This is a genomic window from Sediminicoccus rosea (genome assembly GCF_033547095.1).
Taxonomy (GTDB): Bacteria; Pseudomonadota; Alphaproteobacteria; order Acetobacterales; family Acetobacteraceae; genus Roseococcus; species Roseococcus rosea.
Genome location: NZ_CP137852.1, coordinates 2,978,604 through 2,999,013 on the forward strand (window position 1 = coordinate 2,978,604; position 20,410 = coordinate 2,999,013).

Below are 20,410 nucleotides of genomic sequence, written 5' to 3' on the forward strand. Positions count from 1 at the left end.
CACCCGCAAGGCCTTGCCGTGTTCCGTTTCCCATCCGCCCTGATGCTGACCACCGCCCTGGTCCTGCCGGCCTTCGCGCAGGAGGCCGGAGCGCCCGCGCCCGCCACGGCAAGCCCCGCCGCCACGAACCCAGCAACGGCCCCGGCCGCCACGCCGCTCGACACGGTCACCTCCACCGCGACGCGCACGCCGCAGGTGGCGGGCGATTCGGCCGTCTCCATCTCTGTCATCACCCGGGAGGAAATCCTCCAGCGCCAGCCGCGCTCCCCGGTGGATCTGCTGGGCGACGTGCCGGGCGTGGAAATCTCGGGCGCGCCGCGCACCAGCGCGCTGCAGCCCACCATCCGCGGCCTGGGCGATGAGCGCATCGTCCTGCGGATCGACGGCGTGCGGAACAACTTCAACGCGGGCCATCGCGGCCGCACCTTCATCGACCCCGAATTGCTGCGCCAGGTGGACGTGCTGCGCGGCCCCTCCTCCTCGCTCTACGGCTCGGGCGCGCTGGGCGGCGTCATCTCCTTCCGCACGATCGAACCTGAGGACGTGATCCTCGGCTCCCAGCCGGTGGGCGGCTTCTTCTCGGCCGGCTACCAGTCGCAGGGCGCCTCGGCGCGCGGCCTCGGCGTCATGGCCGCCCGCGCGGGGGACTTCTCGACCCTCGTCGCCTCCTCCGGCTTCCGCAACGGCCAGTACCGGGACGGCGCCGATCGCATCATCCAGTTCAGCGGCGACAATGTGCTGAACATGCTGGGCAAGCTGAACTGGAACCCGGGCTTCCACCGCTTCCAGCTCAATGCGAGCCGCTACGAGAACGCGAACCAGATCCCCATCGCGGCCAACACGGCCACCACCACCGGCATCGCCGAGCGCACGACGCTGCAGGAGAGCGTCTCGCTCCGCTACGGCTACGCCAATCCGGCGATGCCGCTGCTGGAGCCGAGCGTCACGATCTACAACAACTATGTCGAGCTGAACGAGGCGCGCATCGCCGCCCCCTTCGCGCAGGATCGCACCCGGCTGAACACCAAGGGCATCGAGGCGCAGAACACCTCGCGCTTCACCCTGTTTGGGCCCGAACGCCACACGCTGGTGGCCGGCATAGAAGCCTATCAGGACGAACAGCGCGGCTACCAGAACGGCCTGCCCCGCCTGCAATTCCCGAGCGCAAACCAGGATGTCATGGGCCTCTTCCTGCAGGACGAGATCCGCCTCGGCACCTGGACGCTGCTGCCCGGCGTGCGCTTCGACCGCTTCCAGCAGGAGCGCGGCAGCGGCGCACAGTCGCAGGACAACAGCCGCGTCTCGCCCCGCGTCAGCCTGGCTTGGCAGGCCACGCCCTGGGCGCAGCCCTATGTCTCCTATTCGGAGGCCTTCCGCGCGCCCTCGCTGACCGAGCTCTATGTCGGCGGGCAGCACTTCCCGGGCAATTTCTTCGTCCCCAACCCCAACCTCCAGCCCGAGACGGCGAAGAACATCGAAGCGGGCGTGGACCTGCGCTTCCGCGACGTGCTGAACGCGAATGACCGCATCCGCGGCCGCCTCGCCATCTTCCGCAACAACATCCAGAACTTCATCGAGCAGACGGTCGGCCGCACCACCACGACCAGCGCGAATATCGGCGAGGCGCGGATCGAGGGCATCGAGGCGGAACTGCAATACGACACGCCCTTCTGGTTCGCCCGCCTCGCCGCCTCCGCGCTGCGCGGCACGAACCTGGAGACGAACGCGCCGCTCGCCTCCATCCCTGCCCATCGCCTCACGCTCAATGGCGGATACCGCTTCCTGGAGCAGGGGCTGACGCTCGGCACGCGCCTCGCGCTGAACGACGCGCAGGACCGCCTGCCCAATACGGTGAGCTACCGGGTCACCGCCGCGTCGGCCGTATGGGACCTCTATGCCACCTGGCAGCCGGAATTCGCGCCGGCGCTGCGGCTCGATGTCGGTGTGAACAATGTGCTGGACGCAACCTACCGGCGGTCCAACTGGAACGGCGTGCCCACGCCCGCCTATGCCGAGGTGGGGCGCAACTTCCGCGTGGCGCTGCGGGCCAGCTTCTGAATGCGCGCGGCGCGGCCCGAGCGGCTGCCCGGCGGGGCGGCCGGCGCCTCGCTGGCGCTGCATCTGGGCGCGGGCCTCTGGCTCGCGCTCGGCGCCACGCCCGGCGGCCCGCCTGGCCGGGAGGCGGTGCGCGAGGTCCCGGTCGCCTTCGCGATGCTCTCCGCGGGCGAGGCGGAGCCGCCGCCGGGCCTGCCGGAATTGGAGGAACCCGCCCTCGCCGAGGCCGCGCCGGACGCGGAGCAGCCACCCGCCGAACCCATCGCCGAGCCCCCTCCCTTGGCCGAAGCGCCGCCCGAGCCCGCGCCGCCGCCCATCGCCGCGCCCGCCGAACCCATTCCCGAAGCACCGGCCCTTGCGGAAGCACCACCGCAACCGCCCCCGCCGGCCGCCGAGCCGATCCCGGAGGAACCGCCCCTGGCCGAGCCACCGCCGCCCGTCCGCAGCGAGGCTCCGCGCCCGCCCACGCCCCCCGCAGCCGCGCCGCGCCGGCCCCCGCCACGCCCGGCGCAGGCCATGGGCCGTGGCGTCCCGCGCGAGGCCACGACGCTGGCCGGACCCGCGGCCGCCGCCATTCCCGTCGCCGCCGCCGCGCCCAACCCGGGGCCGCCCCCCCTCATCACCCAGGCGCGCTACCGGCACCCGCCGACGCCGCCTGCGTATCCGCCGCGAGCCATCGCCTTGCGCATGGCCGGCACCGCGCTGATCCGCGCGCTGGTCGGGCCCGATGGCCAGACGCGCGAGGTTCGGCTGCACCGGTCCTCCGGCTTTGGCGAATTGGACAACGCCGCGCTGGCCGCGGTGCGCGGCTGGGCCTTCGCCGCCGCCACCGAAGGCGGACGCCCCATCGAGGCCTGGGTGGAGGTGCCCGTGCGCTTCCGCCTCGACGACTGAACAACCCCACAGGAGCAAGACCATGAATCTCAGCGCCCGCCATGCCGAATTGATGTACCAGGAGCCGCGCCTGCGCATCCGCGACGCCGCGCAACGCCTCGGCACCACGGAGGCCGCGCTGGTCGCGCTCCAGGGCGGCACGACGCTCCGGCCCGACTGGCCCGCCCTCTTCGCCGCCCTGCCCGCGCTCGGCGGCATCATGGCGCTCACCCGCAACGAGCATGCGGTGCATGAGCGGCATGGCCGCTTCGAGGAGGTCTCGGCCGGACCCGGCCATATCCTGGTGACGGGGCCCGACATCGACCTGCGGCTCTTCACCCGGCGCTGGGCGCATGCTTTCGCCGTGGCGGGTGAGCGCCCCTCGCTGCAGATCTTCGACGTGGATGGCGAGGCGGCGCACAAGATCTTCGCGACCGAGCACACCGACCGCGCCGCCTGGGCCGCGCTGGTGGAGCGCTTCACCTGCCTGGCCGCGGCAGCACCTCCGCAAGCCGCGCCCGCCCCGGCCACGGCCAAGGCGGAGGCAGAGGTGGATGGCCGCGCGTTGCGCTCGGATTGGCTGGCGCTGCGTGACACGCATGACTTCTTCGGGCTGCTGAACCGCCACAAGGCGAGCCGTCGCCAGGCCTTCCGCCTGGCCGGCGAGGACCTGGCCCTGCCGCTGGCGCCCGAGGCCGCGCGCACCACGCTGCAACTGGCTGCGGCGCGCGAAGTGCCGATCATGGTCTTCGTTGGCAACCGCAACGCCATCCAGATCCACACCGGCCCGGTGCGCCGGCTGGCTGCGACCCCCGGCTGGTTCAACGTGCTGGACCCCGCCTTCAACCTGCATCTGCGCGAGGCCGGCGTGGCGGAGGCCTGGCGTGTCGTGAAGCCCACCGAAGATGGCGCGGTCACCAGCATCGAGTTGCTGGACGCGGCGGGCGAGACGGTCGCGATGTTGTTCGGCGCGCGCAAGCCCGGCCAGGCCGAGCGCGAGGACTGGCGCCGCCTGGCGAGCGACGTGGCGCAGACGCATGCGCGGGAGGAAGCGGCTTGATCACCCGGCGGCTTCTTGCAAGCGGCCTGCTGGCCGCGCCCGTGCTCGCGCATGCCACGACCCCGCGCATCGCCGTCGCCGGCGGCGGGGTCGCGGAGATGCTCTGCGCGCTGGGGCTGGAGGGGCGGATCTGCGGCGTGGATTCCACCGCGCTGCACCCCACCCGGCTGCGGGCCCTGCCGCAGCTCGGCTACCAGCGAGCGCTCTCGGCCGAGGGCGTCCTCTCGCTCCGGCCCGACATGCTGGTGCACGCGCATGAGGCGGGGCCGCCCTCGGTGCTGGCACAGCTGCGCGCGGCGGGGTTGCCGCTGATCGGCGTGCCGCGCGTCACCGATGCGGAGGGGCTGATCGCCGCCATCACCGCCCTGGGCGAGACGCTGGGGGCCGACCCCGACCCGGTCGTGGCGGCGATGGCCGCGGATTTCGCGGCGCTGGACACGATGCTGCCGAGTGGCCCGCCGCCGCGCGCGCTTTTCCTGCTCTCGGCCGGGAATGGCGCGCCGCAGGCCTCGGGGCGCGGCACGGCGGCGGCGGCAATGTTCCGCCTCGCGCGCATCCGCAACGTCATCGAGGGCTATGAGGGGTATCGCCCGCTCTCGCCCGAGGCGGCGCTGACGCTCGGCGCCGATTGGCTGGTGGCGCCGCAGCACAGTGTGGAGGCGCGCGGCGGTCCCTCGGCCTTCCTGGCGCAGCCGCAGCTCGCCCTGCTGCCCGCCGCCCGCGCCGGGCGGCTCTATACGCAGGACAGCCTCTATCTGCTGGGCTTTGGCCCGCGCAGCGCCCATGCGGCGCGCGACATGGCCTCTGCCCTGCGCGGCGTTCCCCTTCCCCCCTTGCCGGAGCGCCCCTGGCTGTGACCCTCTGGCGCCTGCCGCTGCTGGCAGCCCTCACCCTGATGATCCTTGCACTGCTGCTCGGCGTGGGCGCCGTGCCCATCCCGCCCTGGCGCGTTGTGGGCGCCGTCTTTGGCGCGGGCCTTGGGGCGGATGGCGCCATCATCTGGGGTTTGCGGCTGCCGCGCACCTTGCTGGCGGCGCTGGCCGGGGCGGCGCTCGGGCTGTCGGGCGCGGTGATGCAGGGGCTGTTCCGCAACCCGCTGGCCGATCCCGGGCTGCTCGGCGTCTCGGCGGGCGGGGCCTTCGGGGCGGTCACGATGATCGTCCTGCTGCTGCCGCATGTGCCTGCCCCGCTGCGGCCGCACGCCGTGGCGATGGCCGCCTTTGCGGGCGCGCTGCTGGTCACCGCCCTCGTCCTGCTGCTGGCGCTGCGCGAGCGGCAGGTGGGCGTCGCTGGCCTGCTGCTGGCGGGCATCGTGCTCAATGCCTTCGCGGGTGCCGGCACCTCGGCGATGATCTACGCGGCCGACGACATGCAGCTGCGCGACGTCACCTTCTGGACCATGGGCTCGGCCGCCGGCGCCACCTGGCCGGTGCTGGGCGCGACCCTGCTGGCCGGGCTGCCGCTGCTGCTGGCCGCGCCCCTGCTGGCGCGCGGCCTCGATGCCTTGATCCTGGGCGAGCGCGAGGCGGCGAGCCTCGGCATCCGCGTCGAGTGGCTGAAATGGGGGGCGGTTGGCCTCGTCGCCCTCGCCGTGGGTGGGGCGGTGGCGGCGACGGGGCTGATCGGCTTCGTGGGCATGGTGGCGCCGCATCTGGTGCGGCTGGCCGGGGGGGCCGGCCATCGCTGGGTGCTGCCGGCCTCGGCCCTGATGGGCGCGCTGCTGCTGGCTGCCGCCGATGGGCTGGCGCGCACCGCGGTGGCGCCGGCCGAATTGCCGATCGGCCTCGTGACCGCATTGCTGGGCGCGCCGGTCTTCCTCTTTCTGCTGCTGCGCAGCGAGAGGGCGACGCGATGATCCTCTCCGCCGAAGGGCTACGCGTGACCCGCGCCGGGCGCGTTCTGCTGCAGGTACCGCATCTCGTCGTGGCGCCGGGCGAGGTGCTGGCCGTGCTGGGGGCGAATGGCGCGGGCAAGTCCACCCTGCTGCGCTGCCTCTCGGGCGAGTTGCGGCCCGATGGCGGCGAGGTCCGGCTGCTCGGCCGCCCGCTGCCGCAATGGCCGGCGCGCGGCATGGCCCGCCACCGCGCCGTCATGCCCCAGGCCAGCGCGCTGGCCTTTCCGCTCCGTGCGCGGGAGGTGGCGGCACTCGGCCGCATCCCCTGGGGCGGCGGCGACGCAGGGGTGGAGGCCGCGCTGGCGGCGGCGGGGGCCGAGCATCTGGCGGAGCGCTGGTACGGAACGCTCTCGGGCGGCGAGGCGCAGCGCGTGCAGCTGGCGCGCGTGCTGGCCCAGCTGCACGGCACGCCGCCCGGGCGGAGCCTGCTCATGCTCGACGAGCCGACGGCCAGCCTCGACCTCCGGCACCAGCATCGGATCCTGGAGGTGGCCCGCGCGCGCGCGGCAGAGGGTGCCGCCGTGGTGATGGTGCTGCATGACCTGCACCTCGCCGCGCGGCACGCGACGCATGTGCTCCTGCTGCGGGAGGGCGTGCCGCTGGCCGCGGGCCCGGCGCGCGAGATGCTGGACGCGGCGCTGCTCAGCGCCACCTATGGGGTACGGCTCAGGCGCGTGCCGGATGCGGTGGGGGGCGCCACCATCTTCGTGCCGGGGTGAATCGCCGGCCGGGTGGTTCCACCCGGCCGCTTCCGCCAGTAGTTTGAGCGGAACCCCAGGAGAGAGACGGATGGACAAGTTCGGAATTGGCCAATCGGTGCGGCGCAAGGAAGATGTGCGGCTGCTGACGGGCACCGGCCTCTACACGGACGACATCAACCGCGACAACCAGGCCTGGATGGTGGTGCTGCGCAGCCCGCACGCGCACGCGAAGATCCTCTCCATCAACACCGAGGCCGCGAAGGCCGCCCCGGGCGTCATCGAGGTGCTGACCGGCCATGACGCCAAGGCCGATGGCCTCGGCCTGTTTCCCGTCATGGTCGAGGTGCCGGGCAAGGACGGCAAGCCGCTCTGGTGCCCGGACCGCCACATCCTGCAGACGGAGGCGGTGCGCTTCGTGGGCGACCCCGTCGCCATCGTCATGGCCGAGACGCGCGCAGAGGCGCAGGACGCGGCCGAGCTGATCGAGGTGGATTACGACATCCTGCCCAGCATCACCGACACGGCGACGGCGCTGGATGCGGGCGCGCCCGTGATCTGGCCCGAGCGCGGCTCCAACCTCTGCGTGCATTGGTCGAACGGACGCGAGGCCCAGGCCGAGGCCGCGTTCGCCAAGGCGGCCAAGACCGTCAGCGTGGACCTGGTGAACAACCGCCTGGTCGGCAACCCGATGGAGCCGCGTGTCGCGCTGGGCGAGTACGACCCGGCGGAGAACCACTTTACCCTGCACAGCCCGACCCAGGGCGTGGTGCGCGTGCGCGAGAGCCTGGCCAAGTTCATCTTCAAGCTGCCGAAGGAGCAGGTGCGCGTCATCAGCCCGGACGTGGGCGGCGGCTTCGGCCTGCGCGGCAAGCTCTTCCCCGAGAGCGCGATGGTGCTCTGGGCGGCCAAGCGCATCGGCCGCCCGGTGAAATGGCGCGCCGACCGCACCGAGACCTTCCTCTGCGATCCGCACGGCCGCGACCATGTGACCCATGCCGAGATGGCCTTCGATGCCGGGGGGAAGATCCTCGGCATGAAGGTCGAGACGGTCGCCGCCATGGGCGCCTATCTGTTCGACTTCGGCCCGCGCATCCCGACCGTCGCCGGCGGGCGCATCCAGGGCACGGTCTATGACATGCAGGATGTCAGCATCAACGTCCGCTGCGCCTTCACCAACACGGCGCCGACCGACGCCTACCGCGGCGCCGGCCGGCCCGAGACCGCCTATGTGATCGAACGGCTGCTGGACCAGGGGGCCAAGGCCTTCGGCATCACGCCCGCCGAGATCCGCAACCGCAACTATGTGAAGCCGGAGCAGATCCCCTACATCAACTGCGCGGGCAACGAGATCGACAGCGGCCGCTTCGAGGAGACGCAGGCCCAGGCGCTGGCGCTGATGGACTGGCAGGGCTTCGACACCCGCCGCGCCCAGAGCCAGGCGCAGGGCAAGCTGCGCGGGCGGGGCATCGGCTACTTCATCGAGGCCTCAGGCGGGCAGCCGGCCGAATGGGCCCGAGTCCGCATCACCGAGGCGGGCGAGGCGCTGGTGCATGTGGGCACCTTCAGCCATGGACAGGGGCATGAGACGGCCTTCGCCCAGGTGCTGCATGCGCGCCTCGGCATTCCCTTCGAGAAGGTGAAGCTGGTCCAGGGCGACAGCGACGTGGTGCCCGCCGGTGGCGGCACGGGCGGCAGCCGCTCCTCGCAGATGGGCGGCGTCGCCGTCTCCCGCGCCTCTGAGATGGTGCTGGCCAAGGCGCGGCGCCTCGCCGCCCACCTGCTGGAAGCGGCCGAGGCGGATATCGAGCATGAGGGCGAGGTGTTCCGCATCGCCGGCACCGACCGCACCATCAGCTGGGCGCAGCTCGCTTCCGCCGAGGGCATCCCGAACGAGACGCCAGGCCTCGATGAGGAGCTGCTCTACAAGCGCAATACCGAGTGCAACTTCCCCAATGGCTGCCACGTGGCCGAGGTCGAGGTGGACCCCGACACCGGGATGGTGAGCGTGGTGCGCTACGCCGCGGTGGATGATGTGGGCGTGCCGCTGAACCCCATGCTGGTGCATGGCCAGTGCCATGGCGGCATCGTCTCCGGCATCGGCCAGGCGCTCTACGAGCATGCCCGCTATGATGACGAGAGCGGCCAGTTCCTGACCGCCACCTTCCAGGACTACTGCATGCCGCGCGCCGCTGACCTGCCGCACCTGGAGGTCGGGCTCAACGTCGTCCCCTGCCCGTCCAATGACCTCGGCGTGAAGGGTGCTGGCGAAGGCGGCTCCTGCGGGGCGCCGCCAGCGGTGGTGAGCGCCGTCTGCGATGCGCTCGGCATCGCGCATATCGACATGCCGGTGACGCCCGAGAAGGTGTGGCGCGCGCTCGCGATGCGGCAGGCGGCGGAGTGATCCGCTAGCCGGCCGTAATCCCCAGCGCGCGGATCATCCCGCCAATCTCGTTCACATCGCGCTGGGCGAAGGCCGTGAACTCCACGGGGCCGAGCGGCGTGGGCGAGATGGCGTGCTCCAGCAGGCGGCGCTGCACGATCTCGGTGCGCAGCCCGGCCTGGGTCTCGGCATTGAGCTTCTCCACGACCGCAGGCGGCAGGCCCGCCGGGCCGGACATGCCGACCCAGTTCAGCGCGATCAGCGCCGGATAGCCGCCCTCGCCTGTCGTGGGCACATTGGGCGCCATGGGGTTGCGCTGGGGGGCGCTGATGGCGATGCCGCGCAGACGGTTCGCCGCGAAGTGCTCGACATATTGCGGCATGGTGTCGAAGGCGAGCGGCACCTGGCCGTTCAGCAGGTCGGGCAGGAGCGGCGCGCTGCCGCGATAGGGCACATGGGTGAGCTGCACGCCGGCCGCCCGCTGGAACATCTCGCCCAGGATATGGCCGACCGAGCCGGTGCCCGAGCTGCCGAAGCTCGCCGGGCTCGGCTGCGCCTTCATCCAGGCCACCAGCGAGGGCAGGTCCGTCGCCGGGATGAAGCGCGGGTTGGTGACGATCGCGACCGGGGCCGCCCCGATGTAGGTGACATGGGTGAAGCTGCGGATCGGGTCATAGCCCGCCTGCGGGTAGAGCGGCGGCGACGTGGTGATGGGCGCCGAGTTCGAGAGGAAGAGCGTGTAGCCATCCGCCGGCTGCTGCGCGACATGCAGCGCGGAGAGCGTGCCGCCCGCGCCGGGCCGGTTGTCCACCACGAAGCGCTGGTTCATCGCGGCGGAATAATGCTCGGCCATCACGCGCGCCGTGATGTCGGAGGACCCTCCCGGCGGGAAGGAGACGACGATACGCACCGGCCGCGTGGGCCAGGCGGCCTGCGCGCGGGCCTGCACAGCGGGCAGGCAGAGCGGTGCCGCAAGCAGGGGCAATTGACGACGACGCATGGGCCAATCCTCCAACAACGAGGATGGTCCTGCATCAATCATGCCGCATTACGCGTCGATCATCTTCAGGGCGGCGCGCAGGCCCAGCAGCGTGGCATCCCAGACCGGCTTGCCCGCGCATTCCTCGCCGATCAGCGGCACCGGGTAGTTGGTGCACCAGCCGAGCAGCACATCGCAATGCGGCGCCACGCGCGCGGCCTGCGCCGCGATCACCTCGCGCGGGGTCGCCGCATAGGAGAGGTTGTCGGAGAGGCCCAGATGGTCCTCGGCCGTCACGTTCCAGCCGCGCGCGGCAAAGGCGGCGATGAGCTTCGCCTGGTAGGCGTCATTGTAGGGCGTGACGAGGCCGATCCGCACAGGCCCGTGTGCCGCCAATGCGGCCTCAAGCGCCAGGCACGAAGTGGTGGCCGGAATCCCCGTGGCCGCCGTGATGCGCCGGGCGAGGTCCCGGTCATGTTCCAGGCCGATGGCGCCGCCCTTGCTGCCATTCCAGAGGATCACGCCGGGCTTGGCGTGGCTCAGCAGTTCGGCGGCGCGCAGCATGCCCTCCAGGTCATAGCTGTCCGGGAAGGGGTCGCTCGTCCCATGCACCGGGATGCGCGCGAAGATGGGCAGCACCCCCGGCACATCGCGCAGCGAGGCCTGGGTCACCGCCTCCACCACCGTGTTGCCCGAGGGCGTGATGGTGCCCAGCACCTTCGGGCCATTCAGGAGCATGGGCACAGCATCATCGGCCGAGCGAAAGCAGCGCCGAGCGCGGCGGCATCCCGGGCTCGAATTCCGGCCAGCGGGTGGAGGGACGGTTGAAGGTGGCGCCCGGCTCGGCGCCTGGGCGGCGTGCCACGGTGAAGATGGTGCCGCCGTCGGGCGATGCGACCGCATTGCCGATGCCCGCCGCCCGCGCCGCGCCATAGAGTGCGGTGGCATTGCCGCCCGGGTCCACGGCCCAGAGCGTCTGCGCCCGCGTGCCCACCGGCCCGCCGGTGTCGGTGCCGATCAGCAGGCGCCCGCGCGCGTCGGCCGTGGCCGTCTGCACAGCGCCCAGGCCCTGGGTGTTGATCATGTTGCCCGCCATGCCGGCGGCGGCTGGGTCGCCGCCATCGGGGGTGAAGCTCAGCACGCCGAAGCCGCCGCAGAAGAGGAGCCGATTGCCGCGCGGGTCCCAATAGAGGCTGGAGGGCGCATCGAAGGCCATGCCGCCAGCCGCGCGCGCCGCATCCACCGGATTGGCCGCGGCCCCCTGGGGCAGCGGCACCCAGGTGATGCGGGCATTCTGCAACTGGGCGACGCTGAGCGTGCCGCTGTCCAGCGCATCCGGCCCGCTGGCCGGCCCGGCCGAGACGAAGCGGAAGAGGTAGCCCCCTGCCCCGCGCTCGGCCACGTAGACCACCGCCTGGCCGCCGCGCGCCTGCGCCGCCGCCGCATCCGCCTTGCCGAAGCGGCCGATGGCGGTGCGCTTCTCCGGGATGGATTGCGGATCGAGCGGATCGAGCTCGACGAGCCAGCCAAAGCCTTCGCCGCGCTGGAAGCGCCGATCCAGGCCGCCCAGGCGGCTGGACCAGAGAGCTGGGTCGCCTTCGGCCAGCAGCAGCGAGCCCCAGGGGGTCGCCGCCCCGCCATTCACGCCCAGCACGCCGAGCACGGACGAACCGACCTGATCGGCCAAGGGGCCCGAGACGCGGCAGAGGGTGGAGGCCGTCAGCCGGCGCGACTGGAAGCCGCCATCCACCACGATCCAGCGCCCGGCCTGCAATTCGAGGTTGAGCAGCGAGGCGCCCTGCATCTGCGCCGCCACCGCCGGCCGGTCCACGCCGCCCGGGAAGGCCATGGCGGCCTCCACCGTTGGGTGCGCGATGGCGAGGATGCAGCGCGTCACGCCATCGGCCGCCATGGGCGGGACGACCTGCGCCGCGATGCGCGCATCCCAGCCGAACTGCGCGGAAGCGCCCTCGGCATCCACATTGTTCGGGTCGAAGGGCGGCGCGTCGAAGGTCACGCGGTCCCCCCAACGGATCAGCACGCCGCGGCGCAGGCCGGCACCGACCGTGTCATCCTGTTTCACCAGGGGCGCGGTCTGCGCCGCCGCCCCGAAGGACGCGATCGCCGGGAGGAGTGCAGGGGCGGCCAGGAGTGTTCGGCGGTGGATCATGCGGGCATCTCCTCGATCACCGGAGGATGGAAGGAACGCACGGGCGGCAGCGGCCCGCTCCAGGCCTCCACGCGCACCAGGCAGGATTGGGCCGAGGGGCCCTGGGTGAGGCTGGAGGTGCCGATATCCGCGGTCAGCACATTCGGGTTGCCATGCACGCAGAGGCTGCCAGGCACGCCCGGCTCCAGCGGGTCGAACCAGGCGCCGGTGGCGAGGAGGACGACGCCGCGCGTCAGATTGGGATCAAGCCGCACGCCCGCGAGGCAGGCGCCGCGCGCGTTGAAGACGCGCACCACCTGGCCGGCGGCCAGGCCGCGCACGGCGGCATCCTCGGGGTGCATGCGGATCGGCTCGCGGCCCTCGATCTTGTCCGCCGCCGCGATGGGCCCGGGGTCGAGCTGCGAGTGCAGGCGCGTCGGCGGCTGCTGGCTCAACAGGTGCAGTTCATCCGCCGCCGCCGCGCCCAGCCACTCGCGAGGCGTGAGCCAGGTCGGGTGGCCCGGGCAATCGGGGCGGTTGAAGCCCGCGATGGTCTCGGAGAAGAGCTCCACCTTGCCCGAGGGCGTGTCGAGCGGGTTCGCCTCGGGGTCGGCCGCGAAATCGCTGAACTGGGTGAAGGCCTCGTGCGGCTCGATCGGCGGCATCTCGACATGGCCCTCGGCCCAGAAGCTGTCAAAATCGGGTGCCTGGAAGCCCTGGCGGGCGCAGGCGGTGCGCCACTTGTCGTAGAGGAAGCGCAGCCAGGCGCCCTCATCCCGCTGCTCGGTGAAGCGGGCACGGAAGCCCTGCGCATCGGCGAGATCGGCCAGGATGTCGTGATCGTGGCGCGCGAGGCCTTGCGGCGGGATCGCCTGGTGCATGGCGCGCACGAAGCGGTCGCGCGAGGAATGGGCGATGTCGTTGCGCTCGAGCGTGGTGGTGGCGGGCAGCACGATGTCGGCATGGCGGGCGAGCGCGGTCCACCAGGGCTCCTGCACCACGATGGTCTCTGGCTTCGCCCAGGCGCGCAGCAGGCGGTTGAGGTCCTGGTGGTGATGGAAGGGGTTGCCGCCGGCCCACCAGACCATGCGGATATCGGGCAGGGTGAGGTCTCGCCCATTGTAGTGCAGCGTGCCGCCGGGCCGTTCCAGCAGTTCCGTGACGCGGCCGACGGGGATGAAGTGCGAGACCGGGTTGCGCGTGGCGGGCAGCGAGATGCCGGGCATCTCCCGCCGCGGATTGCCGATGCCGCCGGAGGAGCCGTAGCCGAAGGCCACGCCCTGTCCTGGCTTGCCGACATTGCCGAGTGCCGCGGCCAGCGCGATCAGCGCCCAATAGGGCTGCTCGCCGTAGTCGGCGCGCTGCAGCGACCAGGCGGCGGTGAGCATGGTGGGCTGTGCCAGGCATTGTTCGGCGAGCGCCTGGATGGTGGCGGCCGGCACGCCGGTGATGCCCTCGGCCCATTCGGGCGTCCTGTCGGTCAGCGTCGGTGCCAGCTTGTCCCAACCGACGCAATGCGTGGCGAGGAAGGCGCGATCCTCACGGCCGAGGGCCACGATGTGCTGGACCATGGCCAGGATCATCGCCGCATCGGTCCCGGGGCGGATCGGCACCCATTCCGCCGCCAGGGCATCCTCGGTGTCGCCGCGATAGGGCGAGATGTTGACGAAGCGCAGCCCCGCCGCGCGGGCCGCGCGCATGTTGGGCCCATAGGTCATGGCGGCGCCGCCCGAGGTGACATAGCCGTTCTTGGCGGCGAGCCCGCCGAAGCAGAGCATGAGCTTCGCATGCTGCGCGATGGCCGCCCAATCCGTCATACGGCCCAGCACCACCTCATTGGTGCCGACCACATGCGGGATGAGCGCCTGCGCCGTCGCGTAGGAATAGGCGTTGATCGAGGTGGTGTAGCCGCCGCCCAGGCCGAGATAGCGCTGCAGCTGGCTCTTCGCGTGATGGAACCGGCCGGCCGAGGACCAGCCATAGGAGCCGCCATAGATCGCGGCATCGCCATGCTCGGCCCGCACGCGCGCGGTCTCCTCGGCCAGCAGGCGCGTCACGCGGTCCCAACTCATCGGAACGAAGGCATCGCCGCCGCGGGCATGGCCGGCGCGGCGGCCCTCCAGCCAGCCCTTGCGGACATAGGGCTGGTCCACCCGGGCCGCGCTGTGGACCGTGGCCGGCATGGAGTCGATGAGAGAGGCCGGCACCGGATCCCGCGCGAAGGGCCGCACAGCAACGAGGCGCCCGCCCTCCGTCACGGCGTCGAAGAAGCCCCAATGGGCGGCATGCGGCTTGATCTCGGTCATGAGACGGATATTGCCCCCTTTCTCCCCTTCCGCGAAGCGCCGGGAGGGATAGACTGCGGCGAAGCACAAAGGATGCCTCCATGACCCCGCCGCGCAATTCCAACGCCGCCCGCGACATCGCCAACGTCCTGCATCCCTACACGGATGCCCGCGCCCACCAGAAGAACGGGCCGCTGGTCATCACCCGCGGCGAGGGCGTGCGCGTCTTCGACGAGCAGGGCAATGCCTATATCGAGACGGTGGCCGGCCTCTGGTGCGCCTCGCTCGGCTTCGACAATGAGCGCCTGGTGCAGGCCGCGCTGAAGCAGATGCGCCAGCTACCCTTCTACCACGCCTTCACCGGCCGCAGCCACGAGCCGGCGATCGACCTCGCCGAGATGCTGATCGAGCGCGCGCCGGTGCCGATGAGCAAGGTGTTCTTCTGCAACTCGGGCTCCGAGGCGAACGACACCGCCGTGAAGATGATCTGGTACTTCAACAACGCCATCGGGCGGCCGGAGAAGAAGAAGATCATCGCCCGCATCAAGGGCTATCATGGCGTGACGGTGGCCTCCGCCTCGCTCACCGGCCTGCCCTACAACCACAAGCTCTTCGACCTGCCGATCCAGGGCATTCTTCATGCCGGCACGCCGCACTACTACCACTGCGCGCTGCCGGGTGAGAGCGAGGACCAGTTCACCACGCGCCTCGCGAACGAGCTGGAGGAGATGATCGTGCGGGAAGGCCCCGAGACGGTGGCCGCCTTCTTCGCCGAGCCGATCATGGGGGCCGGCGGCGTCATCGTTCCGCCGGCTGGCTACTTCGAGAAGATCCAGGCGGTGCTGCGCCGGCATGACGTGCTGTTTGTCGCCGACGAGGTGATCTGCGGCTTCGGGCGCACCGGCAGCTACTGGGGCAGCCAGACCTTCAACATGCAGCCCGACATCCTGACCTGCGCCAAGGCGCTGAGCAGCAGCTTCCTGCCGATCTCGGCCGTGATGGTGAATGACCGCGTCTTCCAGGGCCTGGCCGATGGCTCGGCGGGCCTGGGCACTTTCGGCCATGGCTACACCTACTCAGGCCACCCGGTGCCGGCCGCCGTCGCGGTCGAGACGCTGAAGATCTATGACGAGATGGACTTGGTGGGCCATGTGCGGAAGGTCGGGCCCGTGATGCAGGAGGGGCTGCGCCGCCGCTTCAGCGACCACCCGCTGGTGGGCGAGATCCGCGGCGTCGGCATGATCGGCGCCGTCGAATTCGTCTCCAACAAGGAAACGCGCGCCAATTTCGACCCCGCCGTGAAGATCGGGCCGCGCCTCGTGAAGATCGCCGAGGGCCATGGCCTGATCATGCGCGCCCTGCCGGGCGACGGCATCGCCTTCTCGCCGCCGCTCATCATCACGGCGGAAGAGGTGAACGACATGCTGGACCGCTTCGGCCGCGCGCTGGATGACCTCACGGTGCAGCTGCGCCGCGAGAGCATCACGGCGGTTTGAGCAGCCGGCTCTGGCCGCTGGCGGTGGCGCTGGCGGCCGCACCCTTCATCATCGTGCTGCAGAACCGCACGCTGGCCCCGATCACGCTGCTGGCCTTTGGCGGCGTGATCCTGGCAGGCTGGCGCGCGGGCTGGCGCCCCTCGGTGCCGCCCATGCTGGTCTGGCCCGCCATGGCGTTGCTGGGCTGGGCGGCGGTCTCCATCCTCTGGGCGCCCGAGCCTGGGCGTGTGGCGGACGGCGTGCTGCGCCTTGGTGCCACGCTGGCGCTGGCCGTGCTGGCCGCGGACGCGCTGCGCGGCGTGCCCTTGACGCCCCTCATCCCGCGCGCGGCAGCGATCGGGCTCGCGATCGGTATCGCGGCGGCGCTGTTCGACGACCTCTCGGGCCATATGCTGCGCGCGGCCGTGCGCGGCATCCGCGAGGCGCCGCTGACCCTCTCCTTCGGGCTGAAGAACGCGGCGTCGGTGATCGCCCTGCTGCTGCCGCTTGCCGTCTTCGCCCCCAGCCTGCCGCTCAGGCTGCGCGTGGCGCTCGGTGTCTCCGGCGCCGTGGTGGCGCTGCTGCTGCCGGGCGAGAGCGCCAAGCTCGCCGTCATCGCGGGCCTTGCGGTGGGACTCGCCGCCAGCATCGCGCCGCGCGCCACGCGGCTTGGCCTCGCAGGCCTGGTCGCGGTGCTGGTGCTGGCGCTGCCCTGGATGCTGGGCGCCGCCCTGCCCCGCGATGTCAGCGGCGTTCCCTTCTCCGCCGCGCACCGCCTGCTGATCTGGGACTTCACGGCCGAACGTATCGCAGAGCGCCCTGTTCTGGGCTGGGGCATGGACAGCAGCCGCGCCATCCCGGGCGGCACCGAGCGCACCAGCCAGGAGACGCGCAGCGCCTTCGGGCTGACCGCGCATGACGCGCATCACTGGTTCATCCATCAGCAGATGCTGCCGCTGCATCCGCACAACCTGCCCCTGCAGATCTGGCTGGAGCTGGGCGCGGTGGGGGCCGCGCTGATGGCGCTGCTGCTGGCGCTGGTCGCGCTCGCCTGCCGCAACCCGGCCGCCTGCGGCGCCTTCGCCGCCGGGCTGGTCATCGCCATGCTCAGCTATGGCGTCTGGCAGTATTGGTGGGTTGCGGGGCTGCTGCTGGCGGCGGTGACGGCACCGCTGGTGGGCGGGCGCAAGCCGGCCTAGCTTCACGCCATGCAACGCTTCTGGTTCAGCGCGGCGGGGCTCCTTGGCGCCCTCGCCGTGGGTCTCGCCGCCATCGCCGCCCATGTCGCCCTCGATTCGCGCAGCATGGTGCAGAACGTCGCCATGCTGCTGGGCTGGCATGCGCCGGCCTTCATCGGCCTCGCCCTCTGGCCGCGCGGCGGGCCGGTGGCGGCCACCCTGCTTCTGGGCCTCACGCTGTTCAGCGGCGCGGTGCTGCTGCGCGCCTTCACGGGCGTCTCGCTCGGGCCGGTCGCGCCCATCGGCGGCATGACGATGATCGGGGGGTGGCTGCTGCTCGCCGTGCTGGCGTGGCGGCGATGATCCGCGCGGCCTATCTCGCCGACGAGGGGTTGGAACGCCCGCTGGCCGAGGAGCTGGAGCTCTCCGGCCGGCGCGTCACCGCCTGGCATGGCCGCCTCGCCCTCTCGCCCGACCCGCCGGCGCCGGCCGCCTGGGCGCTCGATATCTGGGACGACCCGCGTGAGATCCCGGCCCCTTCGGTGAAGCTCGCGGCTGATGGGCTGCGCGCCATCCAGCGCAACTGGTCCCTCGTGCCCGCGTTGCACCATCGCCGCGCGGCCCTGATCGAGGAGCGGCTGCCTCCCGTGAAGGCGCGGCCCCTCGTCTTCCCCGAACCCGCGCCCACCGGGCATCTCGGCGGCTGGACGCTGCTGACGCAGGAGACGATCCTCGCCTCGCCCACCAAATCCTCGCCCTTCCCCGGCGGCGCGCCGCGCTTCGTCGAGGACCGCGAGGGCCCGCCGTCGCGCGCCTATCTCAAGCTCTGGGAGGGGCTGACGCGCATCGGCCGCCACCCCGGCCCGGGCGAGACCTGCCTCGACCTCGGCGCCTCGCCGGGTGGCTGGAGCTGGGCGCTGGCGCAGCTCGGCGCCACCGTCATGGCGGTGGACAAGGCCCCGCTGGAGGATCGCGTCATGGCCATGCCCAACGTGACCTGGCGGCAGGAGAGCGCCTTCGCCCTCGCGCCCGAGCCGGTGGATTGGCTGTTCAGCGACGTGATCTGCTACCCGGCGCGGCTCTACGCGCTGGTGACGCGCTGGCAGGAGGTGGCGCGCAACATGGTCTGCTCGGTGAAGTTCCAGGGCGAGACGGACCATGCGGCGGCGGCGCAATTCGCGGCCATTCCCGGCGCGCGGCTGTTCCATTCGGCCCACAACAAGCATGAGCTGACCTTCGTGCGGCTCGCGGAGGAGACCCCATGACCGCGCTCACCATCCGCTCCATCACCATCCGCGCCGTGGATGCGCCCATTGATCCGCCGCTGCGCAACAGCCTGAACGTCATTCCGCGCGCACCGCTGGTCATCGCCGAAGTGCAGACGGAACAGGGGCCGCTCGGCACCGCCTATGCCTTCGCCTATGCGCCGGCCGCCCTCGGCCCGCTGGCCGCGCTGGCGCGCAACCTCGGCGCCGGGCTGGTGGGGCGCGAGGTGGCGCCGCAGAAGCTCTGGGACGAGATGCTGAACGCCAACCGCCTGCTCGGCGCGGAAGGCCTCGTGATGATGGCGATCTCCGTGCTCGACATGGCGCTGTGGGATGCGCTGGCGAAGAGCGTGGGGCTGCCCCTCGCGCGGCTCTGGGGCGGCGATCTCTCGCCCATCCCGGCCTATGGCAGCCTGCGCGGCTGGGGCCCGGCCATGCTGGCCGAGGAAGGCGGTCGCGCCGTGGCCGAACACGGCTTCCGCGCGGTGAAGTGCAAGCTGGGTGCGCCAACAGTCGCTGGCGACATCGAGACGGTGCGCGCCCTGCGCGACGCTGTGGGCCCCGCCGTCGAGATCCTGGTGGACTACAACCAGGGCCTCGACCGGCCGGAGGCGCTGAAGCGCGGCCTCGCCCTCCAGGCCGAGGGCGTGCGCTGGATGGAGGAACCGCTGCATGTGACGGATGACGAGGGCCTGGCCTGGCTTGCCGGCCAGCTCGAGATGCCGGTCCAGGGCGGCGAGAACTGGTGGGGTGTGACGGGCATGGCGCGCAGCCTGGCGGCGCGTGCGACCGACCTCTGCATGCCGGATGTGATGAAGATGGGCGGCGCCACGGGCTTCCTGCGCGGCATGGCGCTGGCCGCCGCACATCGCGTGCCGCTCTCGTCGCACATCTTCATCGAGGCGAGCGCGCATCTGCTCAGCGTGTGCCCGCTCAGGCATTACCTGGAGCATCTCGACATCGCCGGCGCCCTGCTGCGCGAGCCGCTGAGGGTCGAGAATGGCAACGCATTGCCGCCCGACCGGCCTGGCCTGGGCCTGGAATGGGATGAAGCCGCGCTCAAGCATCACGCCGCAGACGCCTGAACCAACAAGAGGAAGCGAAAGCCATGGCCGAAGACCCGCGCATGGACCCCGAGATGGCGGCCTTCACCGCCTATATGGCGCAGCAGATGGCGGGCTACCCGCCCATCGTGCTGCCCAACCCGCCGCGCAGCGCGCCCTTCGACGAGCCGCGCCGCATCAATGACGGGCCGCAGGTGCCTCTCTCCGAGGGTGGACCGGTCATGGCCGAAAGCCGCGACCTGCTGCTGCCCATCCGCGGCCGCCGCATGCAGGTGCGTTTCCACCGCCCGAGCAACGACCCCAACCTGCCGGTGCTGATCTACATGCATGGCGGCGGCTGGGTCTGGGGCAGCATTGATACCCATGACCGGCTGATGCGGAGCTACGCCGCGGCCAGCGGCTGCGCCGTGCTCGGCCCCGACTACGCGCTGAGCCCGGAAGCCATCTTCCCCCAGGCCATCGAGGAATGCCACGCCGTGCTGCGCCATGTGGCGACGCGCGGCGCCGAACTGGGCCTCGATCCCAGCCGCATCATCCTGGGCGGCGACAGCGCGGGTGCGAACCTCGCTTCTGGCCTCGCCTTGCTCAACGCTGAGCAGGCCGAGCCCATCCCGCTTGCCGGCCTGCTGCTGAACTACGGCGTCTTCGACCACCGGCTGGACACGGCGAGCTACGAGGAATTCGCCGATGGCTACGGGCTGACACTCGCCAAGATGCGCTTCTACTGGGACGCCTATTGCCCGGACCTCGTTGCCCGCGCCTCGGCCTTCGCCTCGCCCATGCGCGGCAATCTCGCCCTGCTGCCGCCGACGCTGCTGCACATCGCGGAGCTGGACGTGCTCTGCGCCGAAAACCTGGCCTTCGCGGAGAAGCTGCGCGCGGCGGGCGTGCCACTGGAGACGGAGATCTTCCGCGGCACGGTGCATGGGTTCCTGCGCGCGCTGGGCCGGGTCGGCGCGGCCGATCGCGCGGTGGAGCTGGCGGGCGCCTGGCTCAAGGCCCGGTTCCGGTCGTGACCAGCCCGCACCGGGTCATGACCTGACCGCCGCTGG

Annotated in this window: 16 protein-coding genes and 1 pseudogene; 13 read left to right on the forward strand and 4 right to left on the reverse strand. The window is 71.8% G+C overall.

Going from position 1 to position 20,410, the window contains the following annotated elements; genetic code table 11:
* The first annotated feature begins 42 nt into the window (after positions 1–42).
* The 7 genes and pseudogenes from R9Z33_RS14415 to R9Z33_RS14445 all read left to right on the forward strand — a co-directional run bounded on the left by R9Z33_RS14415 (position 43) and on the right by R9Z33_RS14445 (position 8,984).
* Positions 43–2,058, forward strand: a complete 2,016-nt coding sequence (locus R9Z33_RS14415) for a TonB-dependent hemoglobin/transferrin/lactoferrin family receptor (protein WP_318647276.1) — start codon at positions 43–45, stop codon at positions 2,056–2,058.
* Positions 2,059–2,949: an energy transducer TonB gene (locus R9Z33_RS14420; RefSeq protein WP_318647277.1), complete on the forward strand. Its 891-nt coding sequence runs from the start codon at positions 2,059–2,061 to the stop codon at positions 2,947–2,949.
* Between the two features lie 22 nt (positions 2,950–2,971).
* Complete coding sequence (locus R9Z33_RS14425; RefSeq protein WP_318647278.1) at positions 2,972–3,988, forward strand: hemin-degrading factor; 1,017 nt, start codon at positions 2,972–2,974, stop codon at positions 3,986–3,988.
* Positions 3,985–4,845, forward strand: a complete 861-nt coding sequence (locus R9Z33_RS14430; protein WP_318647279.1) for a heme/hemin ABC transporter substrate-binding protein — start codon at positions 3,985–3,987, stop codon at positions 4,843–4,845. Before R9Z33_RS14425 ends, R9Z33_RS14430 begins: the two co-directional genes overlap by 4 nt.
* A complete protein-coding gene (locus R9Z33_RS14435) occupies positions 4,842–5,843 on the forward strand; it encodes a FecCD family ABC transporter permease (protein WP_318647280.1) in 1,002 nt (333 codons plus the stop codon). Before R9Z33_RS14430 ends, R9Z33_RS14435 begins: the two co-directional genes overlap by 4 nt.
* A gap of 8 nt (positions 5,844–5,851) precedes the next feature.
* A pseudogene (locus R9Z33_RS14440) lies at positions 5,852–6,601 on the forward strand (heme ABC transporter ATP-binding protein); the annotation flags it as partial.
* A 70-nt stretch (positions 6,602–6,671) separates the two neighbouring features.
* Positions 6,672–8,984 carry a xanthine dehydrogenase family protein molybdopterin-binding subunit gene (locus tag R9Z33_RS14445; protein WP_318647282.1) on the forward strand — a complete coding sequence of 771 codons (2,313 nt, stop codon included), beginning with the start codon at positions 6,672–6,674 and terminating at the stop codon, positions 8,982–8,984.
* A gap of 4 nt (positions 8,985–8,988) precedes the next feature.
* Here the strand turns inward: R9Z33_RS14445 and R9Z33_RS14450 are convergent, their stop codons facing one another.
* From R9Z33_RS14450 to R9Z33_RS14465, 4 genes are read right to left on the reverse strand one after another with little or no spacing between them, the layout of a single operon-like run.
* Complete coding sequence (locus tag R9Z33_RS14450) at positions 8,989–9,963, reverse strand: Bug family tripartite tricarboxylate transporter substrate binding protein (protein ID WP_318647283.1); 975 nt, start codon at positions 9,961–9,963, stop codon at positions 8,989–8,991.
* Between the two features lie 48 nt (positions 9,964–10,011).
* The gene (locus tag R9Z33_RS14455) at positions 10,012–10,680 is read right to left on the reverse strand and encodes a maleate cis-trans isomerase family protein (RefSeq protein WP_318647284.1); all 669 of its coding nucleotides are present in this window, start codon (positions 10,678–10,680) and stop codon (positions 10,012–10,014) included.
* 10 nt (positions 10,681–10,690) lie between these two features.
* A complete protein-coding gene (locus R9Z33_RS14460) occupies positions 10,691–12,112 on the reverse strand; it encodes a PhoX family protein (protein ID WP_318647285.1) in 1,422 nt (473 codons plus the stop codon).
* Entirely contained in the window at positions 12,109–14,397 is a 2,289-nt protein-coding gene (locus R9Z33_RS14465; RefSeq protein WP_318647286.1) for a molybdopterin-dependent oxidoreductase, read from the reverse strand. The genes R9Z33_RS14460 and R9Z33_RS14465 overlap by 4 nt, the downstream gene beginning before the upstream one ends.
* A gap of 80 nt (positions 14,398–14,477) precedes the next feature.
* On the opposite strand from R9Z33_RS14465, the gene R9Z33_RS14470 reads away from it, so the two are divergent.
* From R9Z33_RS14470 to R9Z33_RS14495, 6 genes are read left to right on the forward strand one after another with little or no spacing between them, the layout of a single operon-like run.
* Positions 14,478–15,872 carry an aspartate aminotransferase family protein gene (locus R9Z33_RS14470; protein ID WP_318647287.1) on the forward strand — a complete coding sequence of 465 codons (1,395 nt, stop codon included), beginning with the start codon at positions 14,478–14,480 and terminating at the stop codon, positions 15,870–15,872.
* Positions 15,869–17,050, forward strand: a complete 1,182-nt coding sequence (locus R9Z33_RS14475) for an O-antigen ligase family protein (RefSeq protein ID WP_318647288.1) — start codon at positions 15,869–15,871, stop codon at positions 17,048–17,050. Before R9Z33_RS14470 ends, R9Z33_RS14475 begins: the two co-directional genes overlap by 4 nt.
* A gap of 9 nt (positions 17,051–17,059) precedes the next feature.
* Complete coding sequence (locus tag R9Z33_RS14480) at positions 17,060–17,392, forward strand: DUF423 domain-containing protein (RefSeq protein ID WP_318647289.1); 333 nt, start codon at positions 17,060–17,062, stop codon at positions 17,390–17,392.
* Complete coding sequence (locus tag R9Z33_RS14485; RefSeq protein WP_318651652.1) at positions 17,389–18,294, forward strand: SAM-dependent methyltransferase; 906 nt, start codon at positions 17,389–17,391, stop codon at positions 18,292–18,294. Before R9Z33_RS14480 ends, R9Z33_RS14485 begins: the two co-directional genes overlap by 4 nt.
* On the forward strand, positions 18,291–19,379 hold the full coding sequence (locus tag R9Z33_RS14490) for an enolase C-terminal domain-like protein (RefSeq protein WP_318647290.1): 1,089 nt from the start codon (positions 18,291–18,293) through the stop codon (positions 19,377–19,379). Before R9Z33_RS14485 ends, R9Z33_RS14490 begins: the two co-directional genes overlap by 4 nt.
* Before the next feature lie 23 nt (positions 19,380–19,402).
* Positions 19,403–20,374: an alpha/beta hydrolase gene (locus R9Z33_RS14495; protein ID WP_318647291.1), complete on the forward strand. Its 972-nt coding sequence runs from the start codon at positions 19,403–19,405 to the stop codon at positions 20,372–20,374.
* Positions 20,375–20,410 lie beyond the last annotated feature (36 nt).